The organism is Paenibacillus sp. FSL R5-0928, from assembly GCF_037970385.1.
Lineage (GTDB): Bacteria > Bacillota > Bacilli > Paenibacillales > Paenibacillaceae > Paenibacillus_AQ > Paenibacillus_AQ odorifer.
Map to the genome: position 1 here is coordinate 2,832,039 of NZ_CP150225.1, position 25,368 is coordinate 2,857,406.

General features: G+C 43.4%; 27 protein-coding genes. 22 read left to right on the plus strand and 5 right to left on the minus strand.

The window, feature by feature from the left end:
* Positions 1-121 precede the first annotated feature (121 nt).
* Complete coding sequence (locus MKZ16_RS12530) at positions 122-862, minus strand: SDR family NAD(P)-dependent oxidoreductase (RefSeq protein WP_076105479.1); 741 nt, start codon at positions 860-862, stop codon at positions 122-124.
* A gap of 131 nt (positions 863-993) precedes the next feature.
* On the opposite strand from MKZ16_RS12530, the gene MKZ16_RS12535 reads away from it, so the two are divergent.
* A complete protein-coding gene (locus MKZ16_RS12535; RefSeq protein WP_076105480.1) occupies positions 994-1,887 on the plus strand; it encodes a LysR family transcriptional regulator in 894 nt (297 codons plus the stop codon).
* 388 nt (positions 1,888-2,275) lie between these two features.
* Positions 2,276-2,986, plus strand: coding sequence for an SAM-dependent methyltransferase (locus MKZ16_RS12540; protein ID WP_036685878.1), 711 nt, complete (start codon positions 2,276-2,278; stop codon positions 2,984-2,986).
* A gap of 75 nt (positions 2,987-3,061) precedes the next feature.
* Here the strand turns inward: MKZ16_RS12540 and MKZ16_RS12545 are convergent, their stop codons facing one another.
* A complete protein-coding gene (locus MKZ16_RS12545) occupies positions 3,062-4,276 on the minus strand; it encodes an MFS transporter (protein WP_036686510.1) in 1,215 nt (404 codons plus the stop codon).
* Between the two features lie 174 nt (positions 4,277-4,450).
* Here MKZ16_RS12545 and MKZ16_RS12550 point away from each other — a divergent pair, with 174 nt between their 5' ends.
* The 7 genes from MKZ16_RS12550 (at position 4,451) to MKZ16_RS12580 (ending at position 9,926) form a co-directional block, all read left to right on the plus strand.
* A complete protein-coding gene (locus tag MKZ16_RS12550; protein WP_179089302.1) occupies positions 4,451-4,612 on the plus strand; it encodes a hypothetical protein in 162 nt (53 codons plus the stop codon).
* Positions 4,609-5,571: a phosphotransferase gene (locus MKZ16_RS12555; protein ID WP_076105482.1), complete on the plus strand. Its 963-nt coding sequence runs from the start codon at positions 4,609-4,611 to the stop codon at positions 5,569-5,571. Before MKZ16_RS12550 ends, MKZ16_RS12555 begins: the two co-directional genes overlap by 4 nt.
* A gap of 60 nt (positions 5,572-5,631) precedes the next feature.
* Positions 5,632-6,117 carry a DUF3888 domain-containing protein gene (locus tag MKZ16_RS12560; RefSeq protein ID WP_256715508.1) on the plus strand — a complete coding sequence of 162 codons (486 nt, stop codon included), beginning with the start codon at positions 5,632-5,634 and terminating at the stop codon, positions 6,115-6,117.
* Between the two features lie 638 nt (positions 6,118-6,755).
* A complete protein-coding gene (locus tag MKZ16_RS12565; protein ID WP_235219526.1) occupies positions 6,756-7,091 on the plus strand; it encodes a hypothetical protein in 336 nt (111 codons plus the stop codon).
* Positions 7,092-8,234, plus strand: a complete 1,143-nt coding sequence (gene dnaN, locus MKZ16_RS12570; RefSeq protein WP_076105483.1) for a DNA polymerase III subunit beta — start codon at positions 7,092-7,094, stop codon at positions 8,232-8,234.
* 183 nt (positions 8,235-8,417) lie between these two features.
* Positions 8,418-9,302, plus strand: a complete 885-nt coding sequence (locus tag MKZ16_RS12575; protein ID WP_076105484.1) for an EFR1 family ferrodoxin — start codon at positions 8,418-8,420, stop codon at positions 9,300-9,302.
* A gap of 3 nt (positions 9,303-9,305) precedes the next feature.
* A complete protein-coding gene (locus MKZ16_RS12580) occupies positions 9,306-9,926 on the plus strand; it encodes a hypothetical protein (protein ID WP_076105485.1) in 621 nt (206 codons plus the stop codon).
* A 110-nt stretch (positions 9,927-10,036) separates the two neighbouring features.
* Here MKZ16_RS12580 and MKZ16_RS12585 read toward each other — a convergent pair whose 3' ends face one another.
* Positions 10,037-10,654 (minus strand): nitroreductase family protein, encoded by a 618-nt coding sequence (locus tag MKZ16_RS12585; RefSeq protein ID WP_036685885.1) that lies wholly within the window; start codon positions 10,652-10,654, stop codon positions 10,037-10,039.
* Between the two features lie 220 nt (positions 10,655-10,874).
* Between MKZ16_RS12585 and MKZ16_RS12590 the strand changes: the two genes are divergently transcribed.
* The 6 genes from MKZ16_RS12590 to map all read left to right on the plus strand — a co-directional run bounded on the left by MKZ16_RS12590 (position 10,875) and on the right by map (position 16,305).
* On the plus strand, positions 10,875-11,717 hold the full coding sequence (locus MKZ16_RS12590; RefSeq protein ID WP_076105486.1) for a DUF2785 domain-containing protein: 843 nt from the start codon (positions 10,875-10,877) through the stop codon (positions 11,715-11,717).
* Positions 11,718-11,917: 200 nt separating this feature from the next.
* Complete coding sequence (locus tag MKZ16_RS12595) at positions 11,918-12,361, plus strand: DUF1641 domain-containing protein (protein WP_036685888.1); 444 nt, start codon at positions 11,918-11,920, stop codon at positions 12,359-12,361.
* Positions 12,362-12,401: 40 nt separating this feature from the next.
* On the plus strand, positions 12,402-13,580 hold the full coding sequence (locus MKZ16_RS12600) for an NAD(P)/FAD-dependent oxidoreductase (protein WP_036685891.1): 1,179 nt from the start codon (positions 12,402-12,404) through the stop codon (positions 13,578-13,580).
* 164 nt (positions 13,581-13,744) lie between these two features.
* A complete protein-coding gene (locus MKZ16_RS12605; protein WP_076105487.1) occupies positions 13,745-14,371 on the plus strand; it encodes an SGNH/GDSL hydrolase family protein in 627 nt (208 codons plus the stop codon).
* A gap of 168 nt (positions 14,372-14,539) precedes the next feature.
* Positions 14,540-15,526 (plus strand): hypothetical protein, encoded by a 987-nt coding sequence (locus tag MKZ16_RS12610; RefSeq protein WP_143763742.1) that lies wholly within the window; start codon positions 14,540-14,542, stop codon positions 15,524-15,526.
* A gap of 32 nt (positions 15,527-15,558) precedes the next feature.
* Positions 15,559-16,305 (plus strand): type I methionyl aminopeptidase, encoded by a 747-nt coding sequence (gene map / locus MKZ16_RS12615; RefSeq protein WP_076100706.1) that lies wholly within the window; start codon positions 15,559-15,561, stop codon positions 16,303-16,305.
* A gap of 196 nt (positions 16,306-16,501) precedes the next feature.
* Here the strand turns inward: map and MKZ16_RS12620 are convergent, their stop codons facing one another.
* Both MKZ16_RS12620 and MKZ16_RS12625 read right to left on the minus strand, forming a co-directional pair.
* The gene (locus tag MKZ16_RS12620; RefSeq protein ID WP_036685899.1) at positions 16,502-17,590 is read right to left on the minus strand and encodes a hypothetical protein; all 1,089 of its coding nucleotides are present in this window, start codon (positions 17,588-17,590) and stop codon (positions 16,502-16,504) included.
* Positions 17,591-17,623: 33 nt separating this feature from the next.
* The gene (locus MKZ16_RS12625; protein ID WP_038570088.1) at positions 17,624-18,610 is read right to left on the minus strand and encodes a hypothetical protein; all 987 of its coding nucleotides are present in this window, start codon (positions 18,608-18,610) and stop codon (positions 17,624-17,626) included.
* Between the two features lie 248 nt (positions 18,611-18,858).
* On the opposite strand from MKZ16_RS12625, the gene MKZ16_RS12630 reads away from it, so the two are divergent.
* The 7 genes from MKZ16_RS12630 (at position 18,859) to MKZ16_RS12660 (ending at position 25,363) form a co-directional block, all read left to right on the plus strand.
* Positions 18,859-19,635, plus strand: a complete 777-nt coding sequence (locus MKZ16_RS12630; RefSeq protein WP_339815770.1) for an electron transfer flavoprotein subunit beta/FixA family protein — start codon at positions 18,859-18,861, stop codon at positions 19,633-19,635.
* A 158-nt stretch (positions 19,636-19,793) separates the two neighbouring features.
* Complete coding sequence (locus MKZ16_RS12635) at positions 19,794-20,834, plus strand: electron transfer flavoprotein subunit alpha/FixB family protein (RefSeq protein WP_339205083.1); 1,041 nt, start codon at positions 19,794-19,796, stop codon at positions 20,832-20,834.
* Complete coding sequence (locus MKZ16_RS12640) at positions 20,831-21,526, plus strand: hypothetical protein (RefSeq protein ID WP_036685905.1); 696 nt, start codon at positions 20,831-20,833, stop codon at positions 21,524-21,526. The genes MKZ16_RS12635 and MKZ16_RS12640 overlap by 4 nt, the downstream gene beginning before the upstream one ends.
* A gap of 26 nt (positions 21,527-21,552) precedes the next feature.
* Positions 21,553-22,410 (plus strand): hypothetical protein, encoded by an 858-nt coding sequence (locus MKZ16_RS12645; RefSeq protein ID WP_076105491.1) that lies wholly within the window; start codon positions 21,553-21,555, stop codon positions 22,408-22,410.
* A 12-nt stretch (positions 22,411-22,422) separates the two neighbouring features.
* Positions 22,423-23,571: a DegT/DnrJ/EryC1/StrS family aminotransferase gene (locus MKZ16_RS12650; protein WP_218642115.1), complete on the plus strand. Its 1,149-nt coding sequence runs from the start codon at positions 22,423-22,425 to the stop codon at positions 23,569-23,571.
* Entirely contained in the window at positions 23,568-24,575 is a 1,008-nt protein-coding gene (locus MKZ16_RS12655) for an ATP-binding cassette domain-containing protein (RefSeq protein WP_036685909.1), read from the plus strand. Before MKZ16_RS12650 ends, MKZ16_RS12655 begins: the two co-directional genes overlap by 4 nt.
* Positions 24,572-25,363: an ABC-2 family transporter protein gene (locus tag MKZ16_RS12660; RefSeq protein ID WP_036685911.1), complete on the plus strand. Its 792-nt coding sequence runs from the start codon at positions 24,572-24,574 to the stop codon at positions 25,361-25,363. Before MKZ16_RS12655 ends, MKZ16_RS12660 begins: the two co-directional genes overlap by 4 nt.
* The last annotated feature ends 5 nt before the right edge of the window (positions 25,364-25,368 follow it).

Here is a 25,368-nt window from a genome sequence, read left to right on the forward strand (position 1 = left end):
GAATTTTAGGGAGAAATTCCCCAATTATTCTATCAACGCTTCACTTCGTCCTGTACGGTACGTAAGAACCAGCTAATGATACTTAAAAGTAGTTCTGACATACCATTAGCTGTTTTGGCTGTTACAATGTTTGTCCGCTATCTATGGTAATGATCTGTCCAGTCATTGCTTCCTGTTCTAGCGCAGCGCAGACGAACTGGGCGATATCTTCGGGGGTTGAAATATGCTGAAGCAGCAGATTAGGGGCTAGTTTATACATCTGTTCTTCTCGTCCAGCCCACCATCTAGTAGCAACGGCGCCCGGTGCTACACAGTTAACTCTAATATTTGGAGCCAGCGCGTGTGCCAGCGATTTCGTAAGACCGTGGACAGCCGCTTTGGAGACGGCATAAGGAAGGGAGGAGCCTAAGCCTGTCTGTCCAGCGATGCTGCCGAGATTGATGATGGCTCCTGAATTTTTATGATTCATATATGGTGCAACCGCTCTGGCGCAGAAAAACATTCCTTTCACATTTACATCATATAGCTCATCCCATACTTCCTCGGTTGCCTTTTCCAGATCTCCGAGAGCAATATGTTTAGTTATACTGGCATTATTCACTAGCAGATCTATTGTCCCGAAATGCTGAATAATCGAATCCACCATACTCTGCACTTCTTGATCTTTAGAAACGTTGGCTTGTATTGCTATAGCCTGCCCCCCTTGATTCAGAATTGTCTTTACGGTTTCAATGGCTTCATCCTCAGATCTAGAATAGTTCACTACGACGTGAGCCCCGCGTTTGGATAGTTCCAAGCTTACAGCTTTGCCAATTCCAGTCCCTCCACCAGTTACTAATGCGACTTTATTGTTGAGATCCATCCTCATGCACTCCTTAAGTTGGCGTATGTTGTTGATATAAAGTATTCTATAGAGAAAAGTGGATTTCGTATAATTGAATATAATGAAGGTTTGGTTCAATTTATTTGAATTGAACACTGGAGGACACTAGGATGGATCTAAAAACAATAAAAACCTTTCAAACAATCGTAACTTCCGGAAGCTTTAATCGTGCCGCAGAAGAATTGAACTATGCCCAATCTACAGTTACGATGCAGATGCAAAGGCTTGAATCTGATCTGGGATGTCAATTGCTTGAGCGGGGTAAGCAAATCAGCTTAACAGAAGCAGGCAGATTGTTTTATGAAGAGAGCTTACATATCGTTAAAGATATGGAACGACTAGAGAGCCGTTTGGCTGATTTAAAAATAGGAGAAGCTGGCAACGTGCGATTAGGAGTAACGGACCCGACGGCGAGCTATCGTTTGCCGCAGCTTTTAAGTAGGTTTATGGTGCAATTTCCTAAAGTGAAGGTCTCCGTGGATATTGCGGGAACCGCCGCACTTAGTGAATTACTCCTGCGTGGTGAAATTGATTTGGCAGTGTGTTCGGCACCAGAGCTCGGTAAGGAGCTTTATTTTGAACCGTTATTTGCGGAGGAATTCTTGTTACTTTTGCCAGAAGAGCATCCGCTAGCATCCAAGGAACATATCACCCCAGAGGATCTACAGAGTCATCGCTTACTGATTACGGCAGCGAATTGTCCTTATCGCAAAAAATTAGAAAGTGTGCTGCAGGAATCAGGCGGGCCGCCACTAGAAACAATGGAGATTGGGAGTATGACAGCGCTGAAATATTTTGTGGGAAGTGGTTTAGGCGTGGCACTTGTTCCTGAGATTGTGCTGAATCCAGCCCCGGCAGGAACTATAGTACGGAAGCTGGAGGGGAAGGTTATTGATATGACCTGTGGGATCCTATGTAAACTTTCAGATTATCCGCTCAAGCTAGCGAGCTCCAGATTGTATCATTTTTTAAAACAAGAACTAACCGTGACAAGGATATTTTGAATTTTAAACGAATTGTTAAGAAATAGAAAAAATAGAAAGGGCGGTGTTTGATGTTTTTTAGGAGGAAATTCAGTTTCTGGCTTTCGATTATAAGTATCATCATCTGTCTGAGTGACTATCTGGGGGTGGGGATCGCGAATATTATTCTTGTCCGTTTGAACCCTATTATAGATACACTGATCTTTACAGAACCTTTTGAAAGCTTCATGGTTGATGTAAATAATCCGAGATGGGAAACCAATAGTGCGTTAATCAGCGTCAGATTCCCAACTTATATTATTCATTTTGGAACGTTTTTGATTTTGGGTATTCTAATGGATTACCTGATTCGTATAATAAAACAGAAGTAGAAGTGTAGATGAGCATAGAAGAGGAAAGGTGAGCTGAGATGAGCGGAGCAAAGGGAAAACTTGATTTGGAGAGAATTGTTTTTATTGGCAGGACCTATGAGGAATATATACGTATGTTTGATTTGCTGGAATCAGATCTTATCGGCCAGAGAATTCTGGATTGTCCTGCGGGTGCTTGCTCTTTTACAGCAATAGCGAATCAGTTGGGTGGTGAAGTAACGGCTGCTGATATTGCTTACTATTACTCTGAAGATGAGCTGGCAGTCAAAGGGGTTCTAGATATTGCACATGCGATGTCCGGAATGGAAAAAGTACAGGATAATTTCGTTTGGAACTACTTTAAATCAATCGAGGGACTGACCGAAGCGAGAAACGCAGCTTTAACCGCCAGCACTAAGGATCGAAAACAAACCCCGGAGCATTATGTTCCTGTGGTACTTCCGGATCTGCCTTTTGCGGATGAAGCATTTGATCTGACATTATCTGCTCACTTTCTATTTATGTACAGCGATCGGCTGGACTATGAATTCCATCTAGAGACTGTTAAGGAACTCATGCGGGTGACGAGAGGCGAGCTTCGAATCTTTCCACTAGTCGATCTTTCTTGCAAAAGGTATGAGCATTTAGACCGCCTTATTGATGATTTGGTAAGACAAGGATTTACTGCAGAGGAACTAGAGGTTCCTTATGAATTTCAAAAAGGTGCAAAGCAGATGTTGAAGATTAGAAGAGCAGAATTGTTCCTCTGAAATATAAAACGAGGGTGCCTCAAGCCATGATGACTTTGGGAGCGCCCTCGTTTTTTGTATAAATATCTATAAAGCTTACGCTACACTTTCTTTCCGTTCTGCTACAAAACAAGCTATGCCTAATACCAGACCAAGGCCCACTAGAACCGCACCGACCCAAGGAAGCGAAGTGATCGCTAGATGAGAAATAACCCAACCACCAATAAAGGCACCCGCTGCGTTACCGAGATTCCCGGCGGAGTGGCTGGTCGTTGAAGCAAGTGCAGGGGCTGCCTGAGCCAGACTCATAATCCGTATTTGCAGACCTGGCATGACCGCAAAGGACACCATACCCCAGAAAAATATTGTGATTACCGCAGCTATTGGGCTATGCATCGTGAAGGAAAAGATCGTTAGAATCATACTGACTGCAAAATAAAGTCCCACGATAGAAGGCATCAGCTTCCAATCCGCAAGCTTTCCGCCAACGATGTTCCCGATGGTCACCCCACAGCCGAATAAGACTAGAATCCAAGTCACACTATGTTCAGCAAAACCAGTCACTTCTTCAAGCAGTGGAGTAATATATGTGAACACGGTGAACAAGCTGGCGTTCCCTAACGCCCCGATCAATAAGAATAGCAGCAGCTTTGGATTAGCCAGAGCAGCAATCTGCTGGATAACACTCGCTGGTTTCTCTTGTTTAAGCTTTGGAATAAAAATGAGGATGCCGATCAGCGCGGCGACTCCCATGACAGCAATCGCTGCAAATGAGGCCCGCCAGCCCATACTTTGTCCAATAAATGTTCCTAGAGGAACTCCGACAATATTGGCTATCGTTAAACCTGCCATCATAATAGATACGGCTCCGGCCCGCTTATTGGGTTGTACAAGATTGGATGCAATGACTGCGCCAACCCCAAAAAAAGTACCATGAGTTAAAGCTGTAATTATACGAGCTACCATGAGAACGGTATAGTTGGGTGCAAACACAGAGATTCCGTTGCCCAGTATAAAAAGAATCATGAGAAGGCATAACAGTTTCTTTTGCGGAATGCGCTGCGTGAGAATGGTCAGGATGGGTGCGCCAACGGCCACTCCAAGTGCGTACATTGTAATGAGTTGGCCAGCAGTCGAAATACTAACCTGTAAATCGTTGGCGACATTTGGTAAAATACCCATAATAACAAACTCAGTCATACCAATCGCAAAAGCGCCTACCGTAAGAGAAAGTATAGAGATGGGAAAGGGCTCTTTCCCTGCTCGTTCTTTGCGTGTTTGTGCCTTGTTGAGGTTTGGAATTGCATTCATGATGCCGATGTTCAACCTTTCTTCTGCCTGTAATGAAGCTCCACCTTGGTTAAGATGATAGATCCGACATGTAAGTATTGCTTTTCTATTATTTAGTTTTCTGAAAATATTTTCAAGATAAATATTTTTTCAGATAGTTTTCATTTTTATAGATCATTGAAGGGATGGTTATATATGAATGTTGAAGGCCAAGTCCAAGTGCTTGAATTGCCGGAAATGAAGCGAGAATTTAATAACAGTTTGCAGAGTAATGATCGTGGATTGGATATAGAATTCTATCAAATTGCGAACCCTTCCTGGCCCGATGAGGCTGAAGTGTTCCTTCCTTTGCGATGAGAAAAAATTATAAGCAGGCAGCTTTAATAGCGCTTCAGAACTTTGACCTGGATTGGACGCAGATTCGTTTTAACCAGCTATCGGATAACTGTACCTTTGTAATCGAAACTAATAAAGAGGGAACTTTTTTACTGCGCCTTCATTCGGGGAGATCTAAAGAGGAAATTAACTCCGAAATCGCGTGGCTGGAGCTTTTAAGGAGCAAAATTGATGTCCCCCTGCCAAAAGGTGTTCATGATCGCACGGGTGCTGTAACGTTCAAAGTGGAACAGGGAAATGGAGAAGGCGTGTATGCCTCTTTAATGCGCTGGGTTGAAGGGGAACATGCGAATGAAAATCTTACCGAAGAACAAATGTACAAAGAAGGTGTTCTATTAGCCAAGCTACATAAGGCGGCACAGGAGCTGGAGTTACCCCCTGGCTTTAATCGTCCTGTTTGGGATGAACATAGCTTTCGAAAAGCAATGCTTCGTTTAAAGCTGCATTATCATTGTTTTCTTACGGATGAAGAGTTTGTGCTGTATCAGTCGGCAGCTGAGAAGTTATACAATTGGCTAAGCAAGCAGCATAAAAATAAGAACAGAAGGTCTTATGGCGTTATCCATGGAGATTTACATCAAGGCAATATCATATTTAAAGAGGGTGAGCCTCGGCCGATTGATTTTGGAAGATGTGGTTGGGGGTATTATCTTTATGACGTGGCACATACCCTTCTTGGACTGTATCCATTGCAAAGAGAAGGGGTCATTAAGGGGTACGAAAGTATCGCCAAGCTCGATGGGGAGTGGGTTCAGACTTTAGAGAATTTTACGGTCATGGTTATGATCGAAAATTATTGCCATCACGTATCCGATCCTAGGGAAACTGAGGGTCTAAAAGCAGAACAGCCCTATGCGCTAGCGATCCTGAAAAATTATCTTAAGGGAGAACCCTTTCTTTTTGACAGGATTGAGATTTAACGTATAAAAATAGGGTCTCTTTGGGGAATTTATATAAAGTTCCCTAAGGAGGCTATTGTGATGAAAAAAAGCTGGATTGCTCCCCTTCTTGTCGCAGTGATGCTTGTTCTGACGCCACAACCTTGCTCCGCTAATAGGTTAATTCAACCTCAATCTATAACGCCCTCCAGGTCTGATTCGGGACTTCAACTGCCAGATCAAGATTCTCGCGAACTTAAGTTTCAAGACATGCTGATGTTATTTCTTTTACCCCATATTGAGAAAAAAATTGCAGATATTTATTCACCGCTTCTGCGAGAATCGCCAATGGTTTATCCTTACTTTGTGGATGTGACTGAGGTGAAGCGGCTCAATGGTTTCCGTGGGTTTGATTTCTTGATTACACTTAACGTATATCCTACAGTAGGTCCACATATTTCAGTTGGAGAAGATACCATGACTTTTAGGATCTCTCCTGGTCCTAAGGTGAAGCTTGAATCGTTCAAGCATCTAAAAGACCCCCAAAAGTCAGACTTCCCACCAAATTATCAGAACATCCTGAGATAGTGTAGTTTAGGTAAGGCGGGCGGAAGAGTAGATGTTAATATGTGCCGCGCGTTGAGTTATGAGGCGAGCTATTTTTACATGAGTAGGGAGTTCTGCGGTAAAGGTAATGGGTTGAGTAGGGAAGGGAGTCTTAGGAGATGGTGAGTGAGAGGGGAGGAAGGTTGGGCTAGTGGCGTGATGAGGGTGAGTGCGTGTGTCCGGGAGCGGGTAAACGGGATAGTTGCAGTTTATGCACTTATTTGCAGGAGATAATAAGCTTAGTCACTTTTAGTTGCATTTGGTGCAGTTAAAAGAAGTCTTTTCACACTAATTTGTTAATATCGATGAATTTAGTTGCAGAGAATACACTTATTTCGCTCGGGCAGCACTATGTATTGTTTATAGTTGTATAAAGTGCAATTAACTCATACATTCACAAAAAAATTTAAGCAAAATAAAAAATCCATGGGTTAACGTTGCAATACCCAACTCATACCCAACGCATACCAAACTCATGCCTAGCCCACCACACACACTCCGATCTTTGGGGTGTTTTTTTTGTGGTTAGACTTGTGGTGGATTAATGGCGATTATGGTATTATGAAATTAGTGAATGCATTGATTTAAGTTACTAAATTCAAATACGGAGGTGCGAGGGATTGGGTGATCATAAATTCGAAGGCGTACACAAGAGGAGCAATTTTAGCGAAATTAAAGATAAAGTCACTAGCGATAGCGCAAGTAACAACGAGGATAAAGTTAAAGTAGGTGTAGCTACTAAAGATGGGCAGTTGGGGTTTCTTTTTACAAGGGGAGGTCTTCGGGAGGGTGCGGGTAGAAAAAGCACTGGTGTAACTAAAAAGGTATCTTTGACGTTATCTGAGGACGTTTGGCAGGAGATAGAGCAGGCTTGTGCGGATCAGAACGCATCTCGCTCTCAAGTATTTCGGAACATTATTGAGGCGCATTTTGTAAAGGAATCTAAGGAGAGTTAGGTGAAGTCTTTGCTAATCCATGTATCAAAAGATTCTCTTAGTACCGCATTACAGGCAGCATTAAAAGCCATATCCGCGAATAGTTCCTCACGTGTTCTTTCAGGAATACTTATTCAGGCGCAAACTCAGGGTCTGATATTAACAGCCAGCAATATAAGAATGACCATTGAATATAAGCTCCCTGTGAAGATGGATTCGATGGTTGTGCACAACACAGGTGAGATCGTAGTTCCCGCGCGTTATTTTTATGAGATCATTCGTAAGCTTGATCCTGGACTAATTAGGCTGGAAATCGAAGAGGCATTGATTCTAAACATTCAATCAGGGAACACTCAATTTCGTTTATGTGGAATGGATGCGGCAGAGTTTCCAAGAATCCAATACATAGATCATCCAAACATTCAAAAGATAAGCATGAAGAACACTCTCCTGAAGCAAATATTTAAAAGAGTGGTTTTTGCGGTCTCTTCATCGGAAACCAGACCTGTGCTCACAGGAGTTTTGCTTCAAATAGATAAGCGAAATATTCGTGTAGTCGCCACTGATGGCATCCGCTTCGCCCAGCATATTGTTGAAAGCATAGAAGATTACGGTGCAATTCCTTTAGATGTTGTAATCCCGGGCAGCAGCCTGGAGGATCTTTTAAAAATATTAAGCGATGATGCAGACAGCAGCACCGATTTAGAAATAGGCCCCAAGCAGATCAGATTTATTTCTAATGGATTGAGGGTTCAGTCTGCCCTTCTAGAAGGAACTTATCCCTCTGTCAATAATTTAATCCCAAAAGCGTATCTCTCCGAAGTGATTGTTAAGACAGACCGTTTGTTACATGTGGTTGAACGTATTTCTATATTGGCTGGTGAGAGTGTTATGCTCAGCGTACTTCCTTCTAACACGCTAAGTTTAGTGTCCAAGACTGCAGAAATTGGGGATGTAAAAGAAGAGATTCCTTTGGAGCATCTAGAGGGTGATCATTTTCGAGTAGCCTTTAACGGAAAATATTTCAGGGACATCCTTCGGGCGATTGATAGTGAGACGCTTAGAATCAGGTTCGCGGGAAAAGAAAGACCGCTGGTGATCCTGCCTGTAGACGCATCTTCGTCCACACTTTTTTTAATTACTCCTGTGAGGACGCATGATTGAGGATATGTTAATTGCAGTATTTGAGTACATTTGAGCGAATAGCTGCAACTGAGTCTGATAGTGTGGCAAAACGAGCGAAATTATAGAAATAAGAGCAACTGAGTCCGAAATAGCCCAAACCCACTTCAGCATCACAGCTTTCCCAGACGGGAATGAGGTATATTTGATCTGGGAGGGGATGGAATGCATAATGCAAAGACGGCCATATTTTATTTCTCAGGTACTGGCAATACGGAGATTATTGCTAAGCAATTTGCTGAAAGGCTAAGAAGTAAAGGGCAAGACGTAGATTTGTTTAGAGTGGAAGATATTATTAAAGGCACTCGTTCTGTAGAATATGAAGCCTATGATCTTATAGGTATTGGTCATCCGGTTCTAGGCTTTGGCGCTTCCGGTTTTGTTGAACATTTTGCAGATCAGCTGCCTGAATGTAATGGAACCCCGGCATTTGTATTCAAAACGGCATCCTCTCCACACTATATCAATAACGGTGCTTCGAATACGGTTCTTCGTTCTTTGCGTGGGAAGGGATATATCCCTTTTCACAATTCCATTTTGGCGATGCCATGTAATTTTTATATCAAATATGATGACAGGTTGAATAAGCAGTTGTACCAAGCCGCACAGCGTAAGGTGGAATTGTTTGCAGAGGAAATCGTAAACCGAACACCACGAAATCTGCCGATTCACCCTGTGTTGGAGCGGGTTCTGAGAACAGTATATTATTGTGAGGAACACCAAGGGGGAAAATACTTCGCCAAAGGATTGAGTACAACGGACGCTTGCACACTATGTTTAAAATGTGTCAGCAACTGTCCAACATCCAATATTAGTAGCGGCGTAGAAGGAATTGTTTTCAGTCAAAATTGTTTATTATGTATGCGTTGTGTTTATTCTTGTCCTCAGAAGGCAATCCAAGCGACAAGACTGAAGGCTAGCGTAGTAGATCCCTATACTGGAGGTCCGAATCTTCATAAACTAATGAAGGATTCTGCGAATGATGGACGGTTTGTTACTCCCAAATCCAAGGGCTACTATAAGCATTTTATTAAGTATTTGGAGGAATGACATATGAATCTGTTTCGGATGGGATCTAAGCCACTGGGGATTGAGCGGATCAGCACATTTTTGGAGGATAATTATGTGAGTATCGGCTACCCCGGAATAGGGGATCTGGAGAATCTAAGCATAGAGGAACTTCATGATCGATTAATCGGTACTTACCAATATAGTGAGCCGGAGCTTATGCAACATCTGCAAGCCCTTCAGCTATTTGTACATACGATGCAAGATGGAGATTATGTGCTGGTGGCCGATGGAGATTGGGTACATCTCGGAGACCTCGGAGATTATTTTTACAACGAGTTAAATGATAATGTTGACGAGGGTACATGCCATCGGCGTGGTGTAACGTGGTTGAAAAGTCTGCCGATTTCTGAACTAAACACAGGCCTGCGGGAGTTATTTAACCAAAGTGCACCGGTTGTACAATATAAGGGTCCAAAACCAAGTGCTCGCTTGGATCTGTGGATTACAGGTGTTTCTGCTAATGAACAAGAAGTGAATAGTCCGCTGCAATTGGATGAGGAGATGCTCTCTAAGGCGCTTAATATTTTGAAAGAAGCTTTGATTTGTGATGACTCCGAACGACGGGAACGAGCAGCGATTGCCATTTTACAATATGCGAAGTAAAACTTCTTCTATATAACGAGCGCATGGTCGACTATCTTCATGATGAGTTTCAATTAAAAAACGTTCCACCCGCTACTTGCCTCGGATGGAACGTTTTGCTGTATCTATAATCAGATGAACTCAACGAATTCGTTGACTGGCTTACGGTAGCCGCGGGGTCTGATTTTATGTTTTTTGTCTTTGCCGATCGTGATCAGCATAACAGGTACCATATGATCCGGCAGATTCAAGGTGGATTGGATAACATCAGCATCGAAGCCGATCATCGGGCAGGTATCCCAGCCTTTATCTTTGGCGATCAGCATAAAGTGCATGGCCGAGAGAGAGGCATTACGTATTGCTTCATCTCTTTGAAAAGCATCCTTATCAATGTAAGCATTGTTAATCATCTCTATTTGCTCATCATATTCCTCTTGTGACATCGCTCCTAAAGCTTTAAGCCCGCCATAGATTTCTGGAGCCTGCTGATAAGCATGCTTATCTCCTAGCACTACAATAACTGCTGAAGCAGTATGGATTTTATATTGGCCGTAAGCCGCTTCGCGAATTTCTTCTTTTAAGCTCTCGTTAGATATCACTTTGTAATTTGTATGCTGTAGATTATAGGCCGATGGTGCCAATCTGGCGTAAGAGAACATTTCCTCTAATTCATTTTGAGGGATGGTGACCCCTTCCACAAAATTCATAGCGGATCTGCGGGACTGAATCAAGTCTGTAAAAGCGCTCATAAGTATTCCTCCGTTGTGTATGTATTCGGTTGTAAAATATAAACACCTGATATTTGTAAATTTACTAACTAAATGTTACTAACTCAAAATAACACAGCCTATAAAATTCGTCAATGATAAAATTTATTGAAGTTAATCTTGAATACCCTGTTGTAAAAAAATAGGACATAAATTAGGATATTAGGATATGTAAAAACACGGTGAATGAAAGGTGGATAAATTGATTAATAGTAGAGAACGATTGATGATAGATTTGCAAAGAATCGAAGAGAATGACTACGAGCTTAGAAGTGGAGAGGACATAAAGGATTATGTGAAGTTGATGCTTGAGCATTTAGGAGTTCCCGAGCCTATGCTGCGTGATGAATTGATTTATTCCACATTCTACAAATGGATTAATGAGAAACATTGGTTTAATGATGCGGAGCTTCGTGAACTGCTGTGGATACTCCTTGACGAGCAGCATCTGTTTTATCACATTGGGAACAAAGAAGATCAGACGGTGTATACAAGAACATTTTCTGTATTGGTTGTTGCTCTTATTCTCCAGCGGCATAGGGAAAAGGCTATATTGGATAGCTCTGAATTTACAAAGGTGAAGCAGGGTTTAATTCATTATTATAAGGAAGAACGGGATTTAAGAGGTTATATGGAAAAAGAAGGCTGGGCACACGCAGCAGCCCATGGCGCAGACGCCTTGGATGAGCTGGTTTTATGCTCGGAGAGTGATGCCGAGGTGCGGGAAGAGGTTCTGACAGTTGTTCAAAAGATGCTTTATAACGATCAATACATATTCAGGGAGGAAGAAGATGAACGGATTGCTACTATTATAGTTACAATCATCGATCATCATTTACTTCCACAGCAGTCTATAACCGATTGGATTCTCAACTTGGCGCAATGTGGCAGTTGGCCTAGAAGCCACAGCCAGTATGTTACTCGAATAAATACAAAGAACTTCCTGCGTTCTCTTTATTTCAGGTTACTTCTAACAGAGAAGAATATGGACATTGTGGATGTTTTGTTGAAAACTGAGAAGAATTTGAATGAATTTGTACATTAATTCACTCAAACGGTTTTAATTAACACTGGTAATTTAAATAATTTATTATAATGTAATAAAAATCACAAAATTTTATGGAAATTCAAAAACTTTGTGACATTTATAACTTGATAAGTGCTATAATAGAAATATGGCGTTAAAAGTTCTTATGTTTTTCATTACTATTAAGCAGCAAAGCTTATTGCAGAGGAGATTTGGATATGTCAGAATCAATCACTCAAACACAACCTGAACAAGAATCACCAAAAGTAGCTGTTAGCAAGGAACAAATGGATGTTCTAGAGCAGCTCTTGAAACCAGAAGTTCAGGAATCATTAACAGTCTTGGTGGAACAGCTGCCAAAATTAACTGAGCTTGTTGGCGTGCTTACAAAGTCCTATGACTTTGTGCAAACTGTCGCAGCGGATGATGTCTTGAAAAGTGATACGGTAAGTGCAATTAAAGAACTTGCTGAACCTGTAGTGCATTCCGCGAAGAATATGGCAGCTACAGTGATCGAAGCAAAAGATCGTGCGAATGAAAGTAACGAAGTTATTGGTCTTTTTGGTCTTATGAAGTTGTTGAAAGATCCACAAGCACAAAAGCTTTTCCGTTTCGTAAATGCATACCTTCAAGTTGCTGGAGAACGCAGTAAGCAGAAATAATCATTTTCATATCTTATTCGTAAGGGACGGAGGAAACATCATGTCTAAACATATTGTCATTCTAGGAGCAGGTTATGGTGGTCTACTAAGCGCCTTAACCGTACGCAAGTATCTCAAAAAAGATGAAGCTAAAATTACTGTAGTTAATCAGTATCCTACCCACCAAATCATCACAGAATTGCATCGTCTTGCAGCAGGTAGTGTTGCAGAGGGTGCTGTTGCTATGCCTCTAACTAAGCTTTTCGCAGGTAAAGATATTGACCTGAAAATCGCGAAGGTTAATTCATTTTCTGTGGAGAACAAACAAATTGTTCTTTCTGATGGTGTGACACTAACTTATGACGCGCTTGTTGTAGGTCTTGGCAGCACTACAGCTTATTTTGGCATTCCAGGGCTTGAACAATACAGTATGGTATTGAAATCAGCTGCAGATGCTAACAAAATTCATCAACATATTGAGGATCGTATTCGTGAATATGCGAAATCGAAAAATGAAGCAGATGCAAACATCCTAATCGGTGGCGGCGGCTTAACAGGTGTTGAGCTTGTTGGTGAAATCGCGGATGTATTGCCTACACTTACTAAAAAATATGGCGTTGATCCTAAAGAAATTAAGCTTATGCTCGTTGAAGCAGGTCCTAAAATCCTTCCAGTATTGCCAGATGCATTGATCGAACGTGCTGTAGCAAGCTTGGAAAAACGTGGTGTTCAATTCTTGACAGGTCTTCCTGTTACGAATGTAGAAGGCAATGCGATTGACTTGAAAGACGGTCAAAAAATTATTGCTAACACGTTTGTATGGACTGGTGGCGTACAAGGAAATCCACTCATCGGCGAATCCGGTCTTGAAGTTAACCGCGGTCGTGCAACGGTGAATGAGTTCTTGCAATCCACTTCTCACAAAGATGTATTCGTTGCTGGTGACAGCGCGGTGGTCTTTGCAGAAGATGGACGTCCATACCCTCCAACTGCTCAAATCGCTTGGCAAATGGGTGAATTGATCGGATACAATCTGTATGCCTTCTTGAAAAATAAATCGTTTGAAAGCTTTAGCCCAATCAACTCTGGTACGCTTGCTAGCTTAGGCCGTAAAGACGGTGTAGCCATCGTTGGTGCAAGTTCTACTCCGTTAAAAGGCTTGCCTGCAACTCTGATGAAGGAAGCAAGTAATATTCGTTACTTGTCCCACATTAAAGGATTGTTCAGCCTAGCTTACTAATATAGTTTAACCCTAAACCCTGCTCGAATCTGAGCGGGGTTTTTGTTATTGTTTTTTTAGTGAAATGTTTGCATTATTGATGTTTCGTAGTAGGCTGTATTCATTGTATTTGATATAATAGATTGGGTTATATTAACAGAGGTAGTTAGAGGAGGATTTCATTTATGATATTCCAACAAAACGATGTCATTCTGTTTCAAGGTGACAGCATAACAGACTGGGGACGTAATCATGAAGACGCTTCATCGCTTGGAGTGGGTTATGCAATGATGGTCGCCGCTCGTCTGGGGTATTTATACCAAGAGAAGAATCTTACTTTTATTAACCGTGGCATTGGTGGCAACCGTATTGTTGATTTACAGGGGCGTTGGGATAAGGATTGCCTGGATTTGAAGCCGACTTGGGTGTCCATTTATATTGGAATTAACGACACTTGGCGCCGTTTTGATTCTGGTGAAGAAACCACTCCCGAGCAGTTTGAAGCTTCATATCGGGACCTGATTAAACGCACTCAGAAATCTTTGGATGCTAAATTAGTTCTTATAGAGCCTTTTGTTTTGCCTGTACCGGAAGATCGTAGAACTTGGCGTCAGGATCTTGATCCTAAAATTCATATTGTCCGCGAGCTGGCACGTGAATATGGGGCGCCGCTGGTTCCGCTAGATGGACTTTTTGCAGCGGCCTCCGTAAAAGCAAAACCGGCTTACTGGGCATATGATGGAGTACATCCTACTCCTGCAGGTCATGCACTTATTGCGGATGCTTGGCTCAAAACGATGGGAGCAATCTAATCAATTGTCATTATAAGACTAGAACCACGCTTTAATAAGCAGGTTGTAGTCTTTTTTTAATCGCGTGTTAGTAAAGTCGTTTTTATATATTTATAGACACTGTTATAATTGGAATATGCTTATGTATTGGAGGCGATTCGCATTAGGCGGTTAATATGGATAGCACCTTTGTTATTGGTCGTAGTGTTAAGCGGATGTAAAAGTGATTTGGGCTTCATCAATGCCAGATGGATCGAAGGCGTGTCGTTGACACCCGTGGCAACTAGTGATCAGAAACAAGCGGATCGTCCTTTGCACTCAGAGAGCTTAACGCTAAAGGATTCTGTTTTGATCAAGACGCTAGCGGAGGCTATGAACAAGAGTAAGAAATTTTCTGATGATCTGGATTGGGGTCCGGAATTTGAAATGAAGCTTGTTTATGGGGACGGCTATTCGGAAGACTATTACATAGCGCTTGGAGATCAACTTGGACATGAAGGGATGTTTACTACAGCGGAGAACAGCAGTCAGGGCTACACGATTCCTGTAAAAAACTCTGACCAGTTAAGAAAGCTCATTTATGGAACAATCGATACGAAGAACATTGAACAGGCAGACCCTGTGGAGACTTCTGTCGAGGTAACAGGTCCAGTAACCCTATCACATAATGAACTGTCTCCGGTCACAGGCAGAGCGGGATTTTTAAATCTGCAACTGCTAGAGGGGAGATATAGCGAAGATTGGACTACACCCAGTCCGTTAACGGGAAGAAACTGGAGTGGCCGATTTAGACTAGTTGTGACTGATGAGCAAGGGAAAACGCTGAGTAGCTATCCGTTAAATGATCAATTTGCCCAGACCTTTAATGATTTTTTCCAGCTTCAGTTTGAGGATTATAATGGAGACGGTGATCCCGATTTTACGATCGGACAATATGGAACGAGTAACGGTTATTTCTACAAGCTTTTTACACTCAGAAGAAATAACGTGATAGAAGAACTGCCTATTAAACCTGAAAATCAGCTGTTTATCAGCAGTCCTGAGCGGTATTCCATAAAGCTGGATAAAGTTGATGAGCATAGCTTCAAGAGAAGTTACTACGATATCGCAGCAGGCAAACAAGTGGAAGATACTTTTCAGTGGGTAGGGAGTGCATTTCAGAGGCTGGACAATTGATTAATTCATGAAGTGAGAGGAATGTGTGTTGGATGACAAGTGATACGGTACAAGATTTAGAAGGGTTAAAAGCTATTGGAAAAGTGGTGGGCCACACCATCGCCGAGATGAAAAAGAAAGTAACCCCTGGGATGACGACTGCGGAGTTGGATCTTATTGGAGCTGAGATTCTGGAAAGCTTCGGAGCATCCTCAGCCCCGAAGATAACTTATAATTTCCCGGGCAGCACCTGCATCAGTGTGAACGAAGAGGTTGCTCATGGTATTCCGGGTCCGAGAGTGATTAATGCCGGCGATTTGATCAACATTGATGTCTCTGCTGAGCTGAATGGGTATTATGGGGATGCTGGCGTTTCTTTTCAACTGCCGCCCTATAACGATGATATTCTGCGTTTATGCCGGAGTACTGAGGAAACCATGATGAGTGTGATCAATCATCTGCGGGCAGGGATGAAGGTTAACGAGATCGGCAGAATGATGGAACTTGAAGCTCGCAAACGCGGTTATAGAGTGGTGCGTAATCTGTGCAGCCATGGAATTGGCAAATCACTGCATGAGAAGCCTTTTGAAATTCTACCCTTCTATAATCCAAGAGTGACCACAGTACTGAAGGAAGGACAAGTAATTACAGTAGAGCCTTTCCTCTCGACTGGAGCGGACTATGTTGAGCAGCAATCGGATGGCTGGACGCTAAGTGTTGTAGATAACGGTCGGGTAGCGCAGTTTGAACATACGATTATCGTGACTAAAGGTGAGCCTATTATTCTGACTAGTGTGTAAGCCCGAATAGCGACTTAAAGGGGTGGAGGATGGAGGGGGATATGAGCAAAAGCCCTTACCCGGACCCTCCGTTCCTTCCATGTCTTTAGCGAAGTTGTTATTAGCCGTGATAAGTGGCAATGCGGTAAATACTTTAAAGAGACCTGTCTATTTGACAAGTCTCTTTTTTTCTAGGATGAGGCGTTACGCTTATATCCTATATTTGGCATAAATTATCGATGTTTTTTTCAATGGAATGATAAAACAGGTCTTCCGCATGAAGGACATAGGCCATGTATTCTTCCATCTGGTCAGTAAGTGTAAATTCATTCATAATATACTGCCTGGTCATAACATTCCTTAAAAGTTCCCATTGTTCGATGCTTTGCCGAGCACAATGAATGACATCGCTGAGAGCATTAGGATTTGCTAAGGAATTCAGCAGCAACAGCAATACTTTTTTCCTATCTGAATGACGGGTGAGCGTCGTCCGGGTTAAAGAGTAAAGGTCATGGGGGCGGTTTGAAATCTTTGTATTGAGGATGAAACGTCCACTTGCAAACAGATTGTTCAGTTCCTGGATGGCTGATCGTCCGATATATTCCAGGCGGCCTTCGGTACAAGAGGGCGGCTTATAATAATTCGATAGTGCGGTTCTTAAAATGAGCGAGGCTCGGGCTGGCAATTCAGCAAGCTCATCTTGATTAGGATGCACTGTGAAACAGGAAAACTGACGATTGTAGGCATCCATAAACGAAGTTTTGGCATCTTGACCGATATTTTTGTTATGCGGATAAGGCTTGAAATACTCTTTGTTGTAATTTATATAATTGTCCAAGAAATAAAAATCAGTTGCCGTCTGCCCTAGGATCAAAAATATATGCCCATCCACAATATGATCTGTTTCCAGAGCCGGGTTTAATTCAAATGTTCTATAAAAGGGGACTCGTTTCATTAACGTATTGACAAATACGACTTCGTTATTTGCTAACAGTGTCTCTATCGTCTGGATGGCTGCCTCTGCATTGTTGCTAAAAGTATGTTTATTAGCGACTGTTATATAATCCTCGGGATCTTTGATCTCGTTCAAGCTTAATTCAAACTGGTCACTGTCAGTATGGGTAACTAATTTCAGATTAAAATCATCTAAAAACATCTTGTACAATACGCTAGAGTCATTGACATACCTCTTTAGCATGAAAAAAATATTACGGGTATAGCAGTTTCCCAGTGACTGTACCTCTGCAATAGGCTCCCCTGCAGAATTATAGTAATATTCCATTTCTAACGTCTGCAACGTCTGCATAATTGTCCCTCCAACTGCTGCTAATTCTCCAATTCATCCCTTGGAGCCGAGCGCGCTTATTATTTCGCCCAATAATTTGGTTTCGTCTGTTTGTATGGTCAACAGAGAATGTTTGAGTGCGTCTAGCACCTTGGGGTCCATGGACAGATTATACCGAAGCACCATATTTCTGTTCAGAAGAGAGCGTTCTTCAAGCTCAGTACAACGCTCAATCCATCGGTCGCTTTGCAGCAGGAGTTTTATTTGTTGGAGATATTTAAGTCTTAAAACCATAAGCTTCTTATGCTCCCACAGCAAATGATAGGCTCTAATGTCAAGCTCAGGGTCATCTTCTTTAGGATGCTCCATTTGATAAATGAGGTGTTGGTACACACTTTGTCCATAGATGCTGGTAGTGGTATGGTTAATAAAATCGAATGAACGCTTGGAGGATAGATATCGCTGCAAGCTGTCGACAATCTGTTCGACGTTTAAATCAAATTCTGCATCGATTTTGCTAAGCAAAGTTACACGCGTAATAAAATTTTCTTCCCCGGACAGATAGTCAAAGGCGGATTCCAGTTCGGAAAAGGTGCATTGAGCGGTCATAAATTTACCGCCCGTAATATTGTCCCGAATGCAGACTGTTTGGCGATCAAGATCGTAGCCGTAAATTAATGTCTCGTGAAAACGGTGCTCTTGGCCGAACTCCTGATATGCAGATATAAAGTACCGGTCGAGATGGCACCATACATAGCAATCGCCGTTGATAGAGTCTACTACAAAATCCGTAAAGGAAGACCACTTGGAAATGATGGTTCTAGGCAATATGAACTTATTGAGAAATGGGCAATAATCAACAAGAAGCTCATGATTGTCAAAAAAGTAAGTTTCCCAATCCGTTACATATCTCAGCTGAATGAAGTTGGAATAAACCCAGGGCCATATGCGGTTATCCGAAGAAATAATAGAAAACAAAGTCCCATAGGCGTTGGAAGTATTTATTAGTGGATCGGAAACGGGTAAAGTAATTTTACTCAATTTACACCTCCATATTCCCCTTATATGTAAATGAAAATGAAATAAATGACATTATTATACTATAATAATTGTTCATTCCAATTATGTGATGATAATCATATTATGATAATAAAGGGAAATGGTAATCTGGCGAAGAATAGTACTTTTGGAAACATTTTGACATACGTTTCTCTGATAAAAAAGCAGCAGAATGTGATGGGGGGAGCGATATATTGCGAATAGTGGTTTGTTTAAAGTTTATTGCACACGTGAACAAAGGCGATGTGCGTGGCATTGCTGATGGCCGTAAGATCTCGGCCTCACCGCCACCGAAGGCAACCTTTGAGCTAAACTATCCGGACCGGCAAGCCATCCATGTGGCATTGGAGCTGAAGAATAGCTGTAATGCTAATGTAACTCTTATTTCCATGGCCCCTCCCGGTTGTAAAACGGCTCTGCAGGAGTTTATGGGTTATGGAATCGATGAGGCAGTCCTGCTCAGCGACGCTTCTTTTGCCGGTTCGGATACATTGGCGACATCGCTGGTACTGGCTCGTGCTGTTGAGAAGCTTGGTGGATGTGATCTGGTTCTGACCGGCAGCCATTCAACCGACAGTGATACCGGTCAGGTAGGTCCGGGAATCGGCGAGTATCTAGATATCCCCCACGCGATAAATGTAACACGGTTTGAGGATATTTCGACCGATGAGGTATTGTTCCACCGCCAGCATGACGAAGGGGTAACAACCAGACAGTCTTGCCGGCTTCCGGCAGTATTGAGTATTGGTGGAATGACAGCCGCCTCTGAGTTGAAATCGCTAACAATTGCTGCCAAATTGCATGCCAGAACCAAGGATATTCTAGTATGGTCCTGTCATGACCTTGGCCTTGACCCACAGACGGTTGGTTTGGCAGGCTCGGCTACTGAAGTAGTTTCAGTGTACGAACAGCACTCCGAAAGAAAGGGGATTTTGCTAGAAAGCGATGAATATCTACGGGTATTGGAGCCGATAATCAGCAAAATCAGCGAGGTTAGAAATGGATGATTAGGATTGATCAGGAACAATGCACATATTGCCTCCTGTGTTTAAAACGCTGTCCCGCCGCTGCAATCAAGGATGAGGATGAGGGCTTGCGTATCGACGTTGCGGCATGTACTTATTGCTCAGTCTGCACGTCTTGCTGTCCTAACCAAGCCATTATAATGAAAGGCAGGGCACAGGAGACCAGACAACCGTACCCTGAGCATGAGGGTATTTGCCTTGTTGTGGAACATGCTGAAGGCGCTCTCTCTTCATATTTTCCGGAACTGGTTACCGCAGCAAAACAGCTGCAGGCTATGAGAGCCCAGCGCATTTACGCTTTGGTGGTCGGAGAGCGTATAGAAGACCTAGCCCAGCGTCTGCTTCAGTGGGGAGTAGATGAGGTGTGGATGGTGAACAAACCGGGAATACAGCGTTACGCCGAAGATATTCATTATAATTTGATTTCTGCGGTGCTCCGGGATCAAAGACCGTCTGTCGTACTAGGTATGGCTACCGCATGGGGGAGGTCTATTTTCCCCAGAGTCGCAGTTCGCCTGCGGACGGGGCTATGCGCCGATTGCATCGATTTGAAGATGGGACCGGATCACGGGGATTTTATTATTACCAGACCGACGCAAATGGGCGAGCAATTCGCTGAGATAAAAATACCGGCAAGACGGCCGCAAATGGCAACTGTAAAAACCAATTTTTATTCCGCTGCTGAGACCGCACACGTCGCGCAGGGCAAGATTGTTGATCTAAGCTCCCTGTATTCTTGCTCTTCCTCAGTCCTGCAGTTTATGGGAGTAATTGAAGAAGCCGCGGGCAAGGAGAACATCGAGACTACAGAAATTATTGTTGCTGCCGGGAGAGGCATTCAAAACGCAGACAATCTTCGTTTAATCTATGCGCTCGCCGATGCGCTTGGGGGGAAAGTAGCGGTTACCAGACCGCTTGTAGAATGTGGATGGATGGATAGTATGCATCAAGTCGGACTGACAGGTAAAATGGTCAAGCCCAAACTGTACATCGCCTGCGGAGTGTCTGGGGCAGTGCAGCATAAGGTTGGGATGCATCATTCGGAGACGATATTTGCAATAAATACGGATCGCAATGCACCTATCTTTGATTACTCCACATATGGGATCGTAGGCGATCTTTTTACAGTCATACCTGAAATATTGTCGGCATTGAACACAGTACAGGAGGTTGGGCGATGATTGAGAAGGAGCTATTAAGACAACAAACGCTGCATACGATTGGCGTCATGCTCGATGAGCACTTGCTTCAGAAGGAGGATATGTTCAGGTTTCAAAGCGATGTCCACGACACATATTCTCCGGAATACATCCGGAGCGAGATGGAGAATTGGTACAGAACATTAGGAATCGAATATATCATCCAGCGAAAATTTTCACTTCGGATGCCGCAGTTTACGAGAGAAGAATTAGAAGAAGCGGACCGAAGAAACGAGATCATTTTATGTGTTCCCCAAGGCGTCAGTCGCAAGCAATTAGGCTGCTTGTTTAATATCCGCAATTGGGCGCTGGAGAGTGAACTGGTCGCAGCAACTCCGGAAATTGAGGATTTCTGGTTCACCGTTCCGCGGACAACCGAACCGGATATGCTGGATCGGACGGCTGTGGAAATACAGCGTACATACAAGAAAACCGGAAAATTGGGAATGAGTCTGGAGCGGTATCTGGTATTTGTCGCCCGCATGAGGCATCTGACAGGACAAACACCGGATATAAGGACAAAGATGTGGATTACCAACGGCAAATATGAAGGAAAGGCGATGCTTGTGGTTGGTTTCGACTCGGCTGGCGAGTTTACAGCACATGGCTGGATGCCGAATTTCCACTCGCCTATGGTGGGCGGACGTTATACCTGGATACCTGACCATATATAAACAGTAAGGAGACGGTTATTTCGGCTATGTACAATAAGTTCACTGAATCGGGGCCTCAGCCTAGTGTACACTTCACCGCTGCTCGCAAGGCAGAACCGGGTCCTAATGAATTGTTCATTACCAACCGTTTTACTTTAACGGGAACGGTAAAGGACCCATCCTGCTTGCAGCTTTTTCATGGGGCATGCCATTTACCAGGGCATTATCCTTACTCCAGTGTCGGAGTAGTGACTAAAGCGGGGCTTGGAGCAGAGCATCGCGTAGGCCAAGCTCTTGTGTTTTCTCCTCATTATACAAAGGATGTATGTGTCCCTCTGCACAGTGGGGTGGATGGTCAGATCTTTATTTCCAACGACTTAGACCCTGTGACAGCTGCGTTTGTTCCTATGTTTTGTGTGGCACTAAATGTGTGTGAAGAGCTGGCAGATGAAGGCATTAAAACGGTGGAACTGTGGGGAATGGGACTGCTAGGAAAGCTTTTATTAAGGTTGCTGGAGCAGGATGAAGATTTGAGCTTCAGTGTTGAAAAGAAGGAGGCCAAGGATGAGATTTGGGCCGGGTTAAACAGCGGTGTGTGGGACTGCGAGGAGAGAGCCATTGTTGCACTTGATTCGGACCTGCTCTCGCAGGTTCAACGGCATTCGGCTTTAAAAAACGATCCACCAGACCAGCACATACAATTTATTGATCTGACAAGACCTGGAATACTTAAGGAATCCATAACGCATGACCGTATTCAGGAAATCTCTCGCAGAATTGGGAAGCAAGAGCTTGAAGTAACCAGCCTAATTGCCCAACATATTCATGCGGAACATATGGAGCAATTTATCAGGCAAGCGGCGGAAGGCTTTTTTGAAGGGAAAACTGTAGTCTATGACTGGTAGAGGAGGTTCGTCATGCAGTTGACACAAGGTGTTATGGATGTACCCGCACTCGATATTGCATTTTCTGAGCAGGAGCGGCGTATCATTATGGAGCGAATTGATGATTGTCTGTCGAGAGGAGCGTTGAGTCAGGGTAGGTATGTACAGGAGCTGGAGGAACGTTTTGCCCGGTATGTAGGAGTTACTCATGCCATTGCGGTTAATTCGGGTACAAGTGCGATTGAAGCGGTAATGAGAGTGCTCGAAGTAAAGGGGCAGGAAGTGCTGGTTCCGGCAAATACGTTTATTGCCACGGCTTCCAGTGTCCTGTTTGCCGGAGGGCATGTTCGCCTTGTTGATATTGATCCCCGTACATTTTCGGTGTCGCTGGCTGAAATAAAGAAGCAGGCCACGAGTCGTACCCGAGGGGTTATTATCGTACATATTGGCGGAATTGTTACACCGGAGATTGAAGAAATCAGGCAATGGTGCGATGAGCAGGGGCTCTGGTTATTTGAAGATGCCGCTCATGCACATGGCAGCAGGATGGCCGGAAAAGGTGCGGGAGCTTTCGGAATTGCCGGAAGTTATTCCTTTTTTGCCACGAAAATCATTACCTCGGGGGAAGGAGGGATCATTGTCACAAACGATCATTCAATGGCTGAGAAGCTAAGAATGTTCCGCAATCATGGCAAGCCCCAGCCTTGGGAGACTTACCACACCTCGCTTGGCAACAATTATCGAATGAGTGATATCACAGCAACGATAGCGCTTACCCAGTTTGAGCGGCTCGACGCGATCATTGAACAACGGGAAGCGATCGCCAACCGTTATACTTCCTTCTTTACGAAAAATCTTCCTGATTTCGAGATTGTAATGCCGCAGGACAGATGCAGTTGGTATAAGTACATTGTTATAGTGCCTTTAGACGTTGACAGTTCCGATTTGAAGGACAGACTCAAGGAGAAAGACGTTTCGCTCCAAGGGGAGGTATATGCAACGCCGCTTCATAGGCAGCCGATCGCTGCTTCCCTACAGTTCAGTGGGGAATATCCGCTAGCGGATGATTATTGTCGGCGTCATATCTGCTTGCCGATTTATCCCAATTTGACTGATCAGCAGATCGATTATGTTTTGGCTGTATTCTTAAGTGTGGTCGCAGAGTTAAGGGGGCAGCAATGAACGAGGGCATTATTATTGATAATCTGAGAAAGGTCTATCGCGTCCCTGTAAGAGAACATGGGTTAAAGCATGCGTTCAAAAGTCTGATCAAAATGGAATACAACGAAGTTGAGGCGGTAAAAGGTATCGACCTCAGGGTTGAGCCGGGAGAAATTGTCGGGTTCATCGGACCTAACGGCGCGGGAAAGACAACCACGCTGAAGATGCTCTCCGGTATCCTGTATCCGACATCAGGCAACATTTCCGTCTATGGCTTCAAACCGTGGGAACGCCAACATAAGTTTCTGCGCAACATCAGTATGGTAATGGGGAACAAATCGACGTTAACCTGGGATATTACGGTCGAGGACTCTTTCTTTGTGATGAAGGAAATATACGGAGTCTCTGATGCTGATTTTAAACAAAGACTCAACGAGCTAAAAGAACTACTGGATATAGGGCATCTGCTTAAGAATCAGGCACGTAATCTCTCTTTGGGAGAACGCTCCAAGTGTGAATTAACAGCAGCGTTGTTACATCAGCCACGTGTATTGTTTTTGGATGAGCCTACTTTGGGGCTGGATGTTAGCATGCAGCTGCGGCTTCGCAGTTTTATCAAGGAGTATAACCAAAAACATGAGACAACCATCCTGCTTACCAGTCACTATATGGAGGATATTTCTTCCCTTTGTAAACGGGTTGTGCTGATCAATCAAGGCAAGCTGTTATACGACGGATCTCTGGAGCAGCTGAGCGGTAAAATAGCTCCCTACCGCATTCTCAAAGTCAGTTTTATGGATGAAGACGTAACGGGCACAATTGAAGAGCTAAAGGAGAAGTTTACTGACAGCTTGCAGGTCATGGAGCTTGCGGAAAGCTACGTATTGTTTAAGATTCAGAAGGAAGCTGTACCTGAGATTGTTTCAGAAATCTTTAATAGCTATTGCATTGGAAATGTAACAATCAATGATGCTCCAATCGATTCGGTAATTGATGAAGTGTATCGAGAGGGGAGGCTCCTTTGAATTTTCGCGGAGGCTTTGCGCTGATACGTAGGACTATGTTCGGGTTTATGGCTGAGAAAGGTTTCTTCTGGACATTGACGCTTGGTTGGATGATGGGACCTATCATCTATATGTTTGTTTGGACCGTTGCTGCGGGAGATGGAAGCATAACCGGGTTCACTCAGCAGGATTTTGTGAGGTATTATATTCTGTTAATTCTTGTGAACCAGCTGACCTACCCTACATCACACTGGACGGTCGGCGATCAAATCTATGGCGGCAAGATGTCGATTGTATTATTGAGGCCGATATCGCCTTTTTACGATGTGGTTGCATCAGATTTGGCTGTCAAAATCGTCTGTATGCCTTTTGTTATATTTGTTGCCGGTGTGGCTGCCATTTTTTTGAACTTCAGACTGGCTATATCCGGTCTGGACTTGCTGGTGGCCGTTTATCTTCTTCTCATGGCTCAAATAATCAGATTTATGCTGGCCTATACACTTTCCCTGTTTGCATTTTTCACCAATAAAATCAAGTCCTTACTTTCTATTAATGACACCCTGGTATTTTTGCTGGCCGGACAGGTAGCGCCTTCGTCGTTGCTTCCGGGATTTATGCAGGATATCTCGGATTATTTGCCTTTTCAATATATGATCAGCTTTCCGATAGAGTTTTCCCTTGGAAAGTTGGATCATTCACAGCTTGTTTTTGGCATAATTGTTCAATTCGTTTGGGCGGTCGTTATCATATTATGTAACCGTTTAGTGTGGAAAAAAGGGATTCGTGCATACATGGCCGTGGGAGGGTAGGGAAC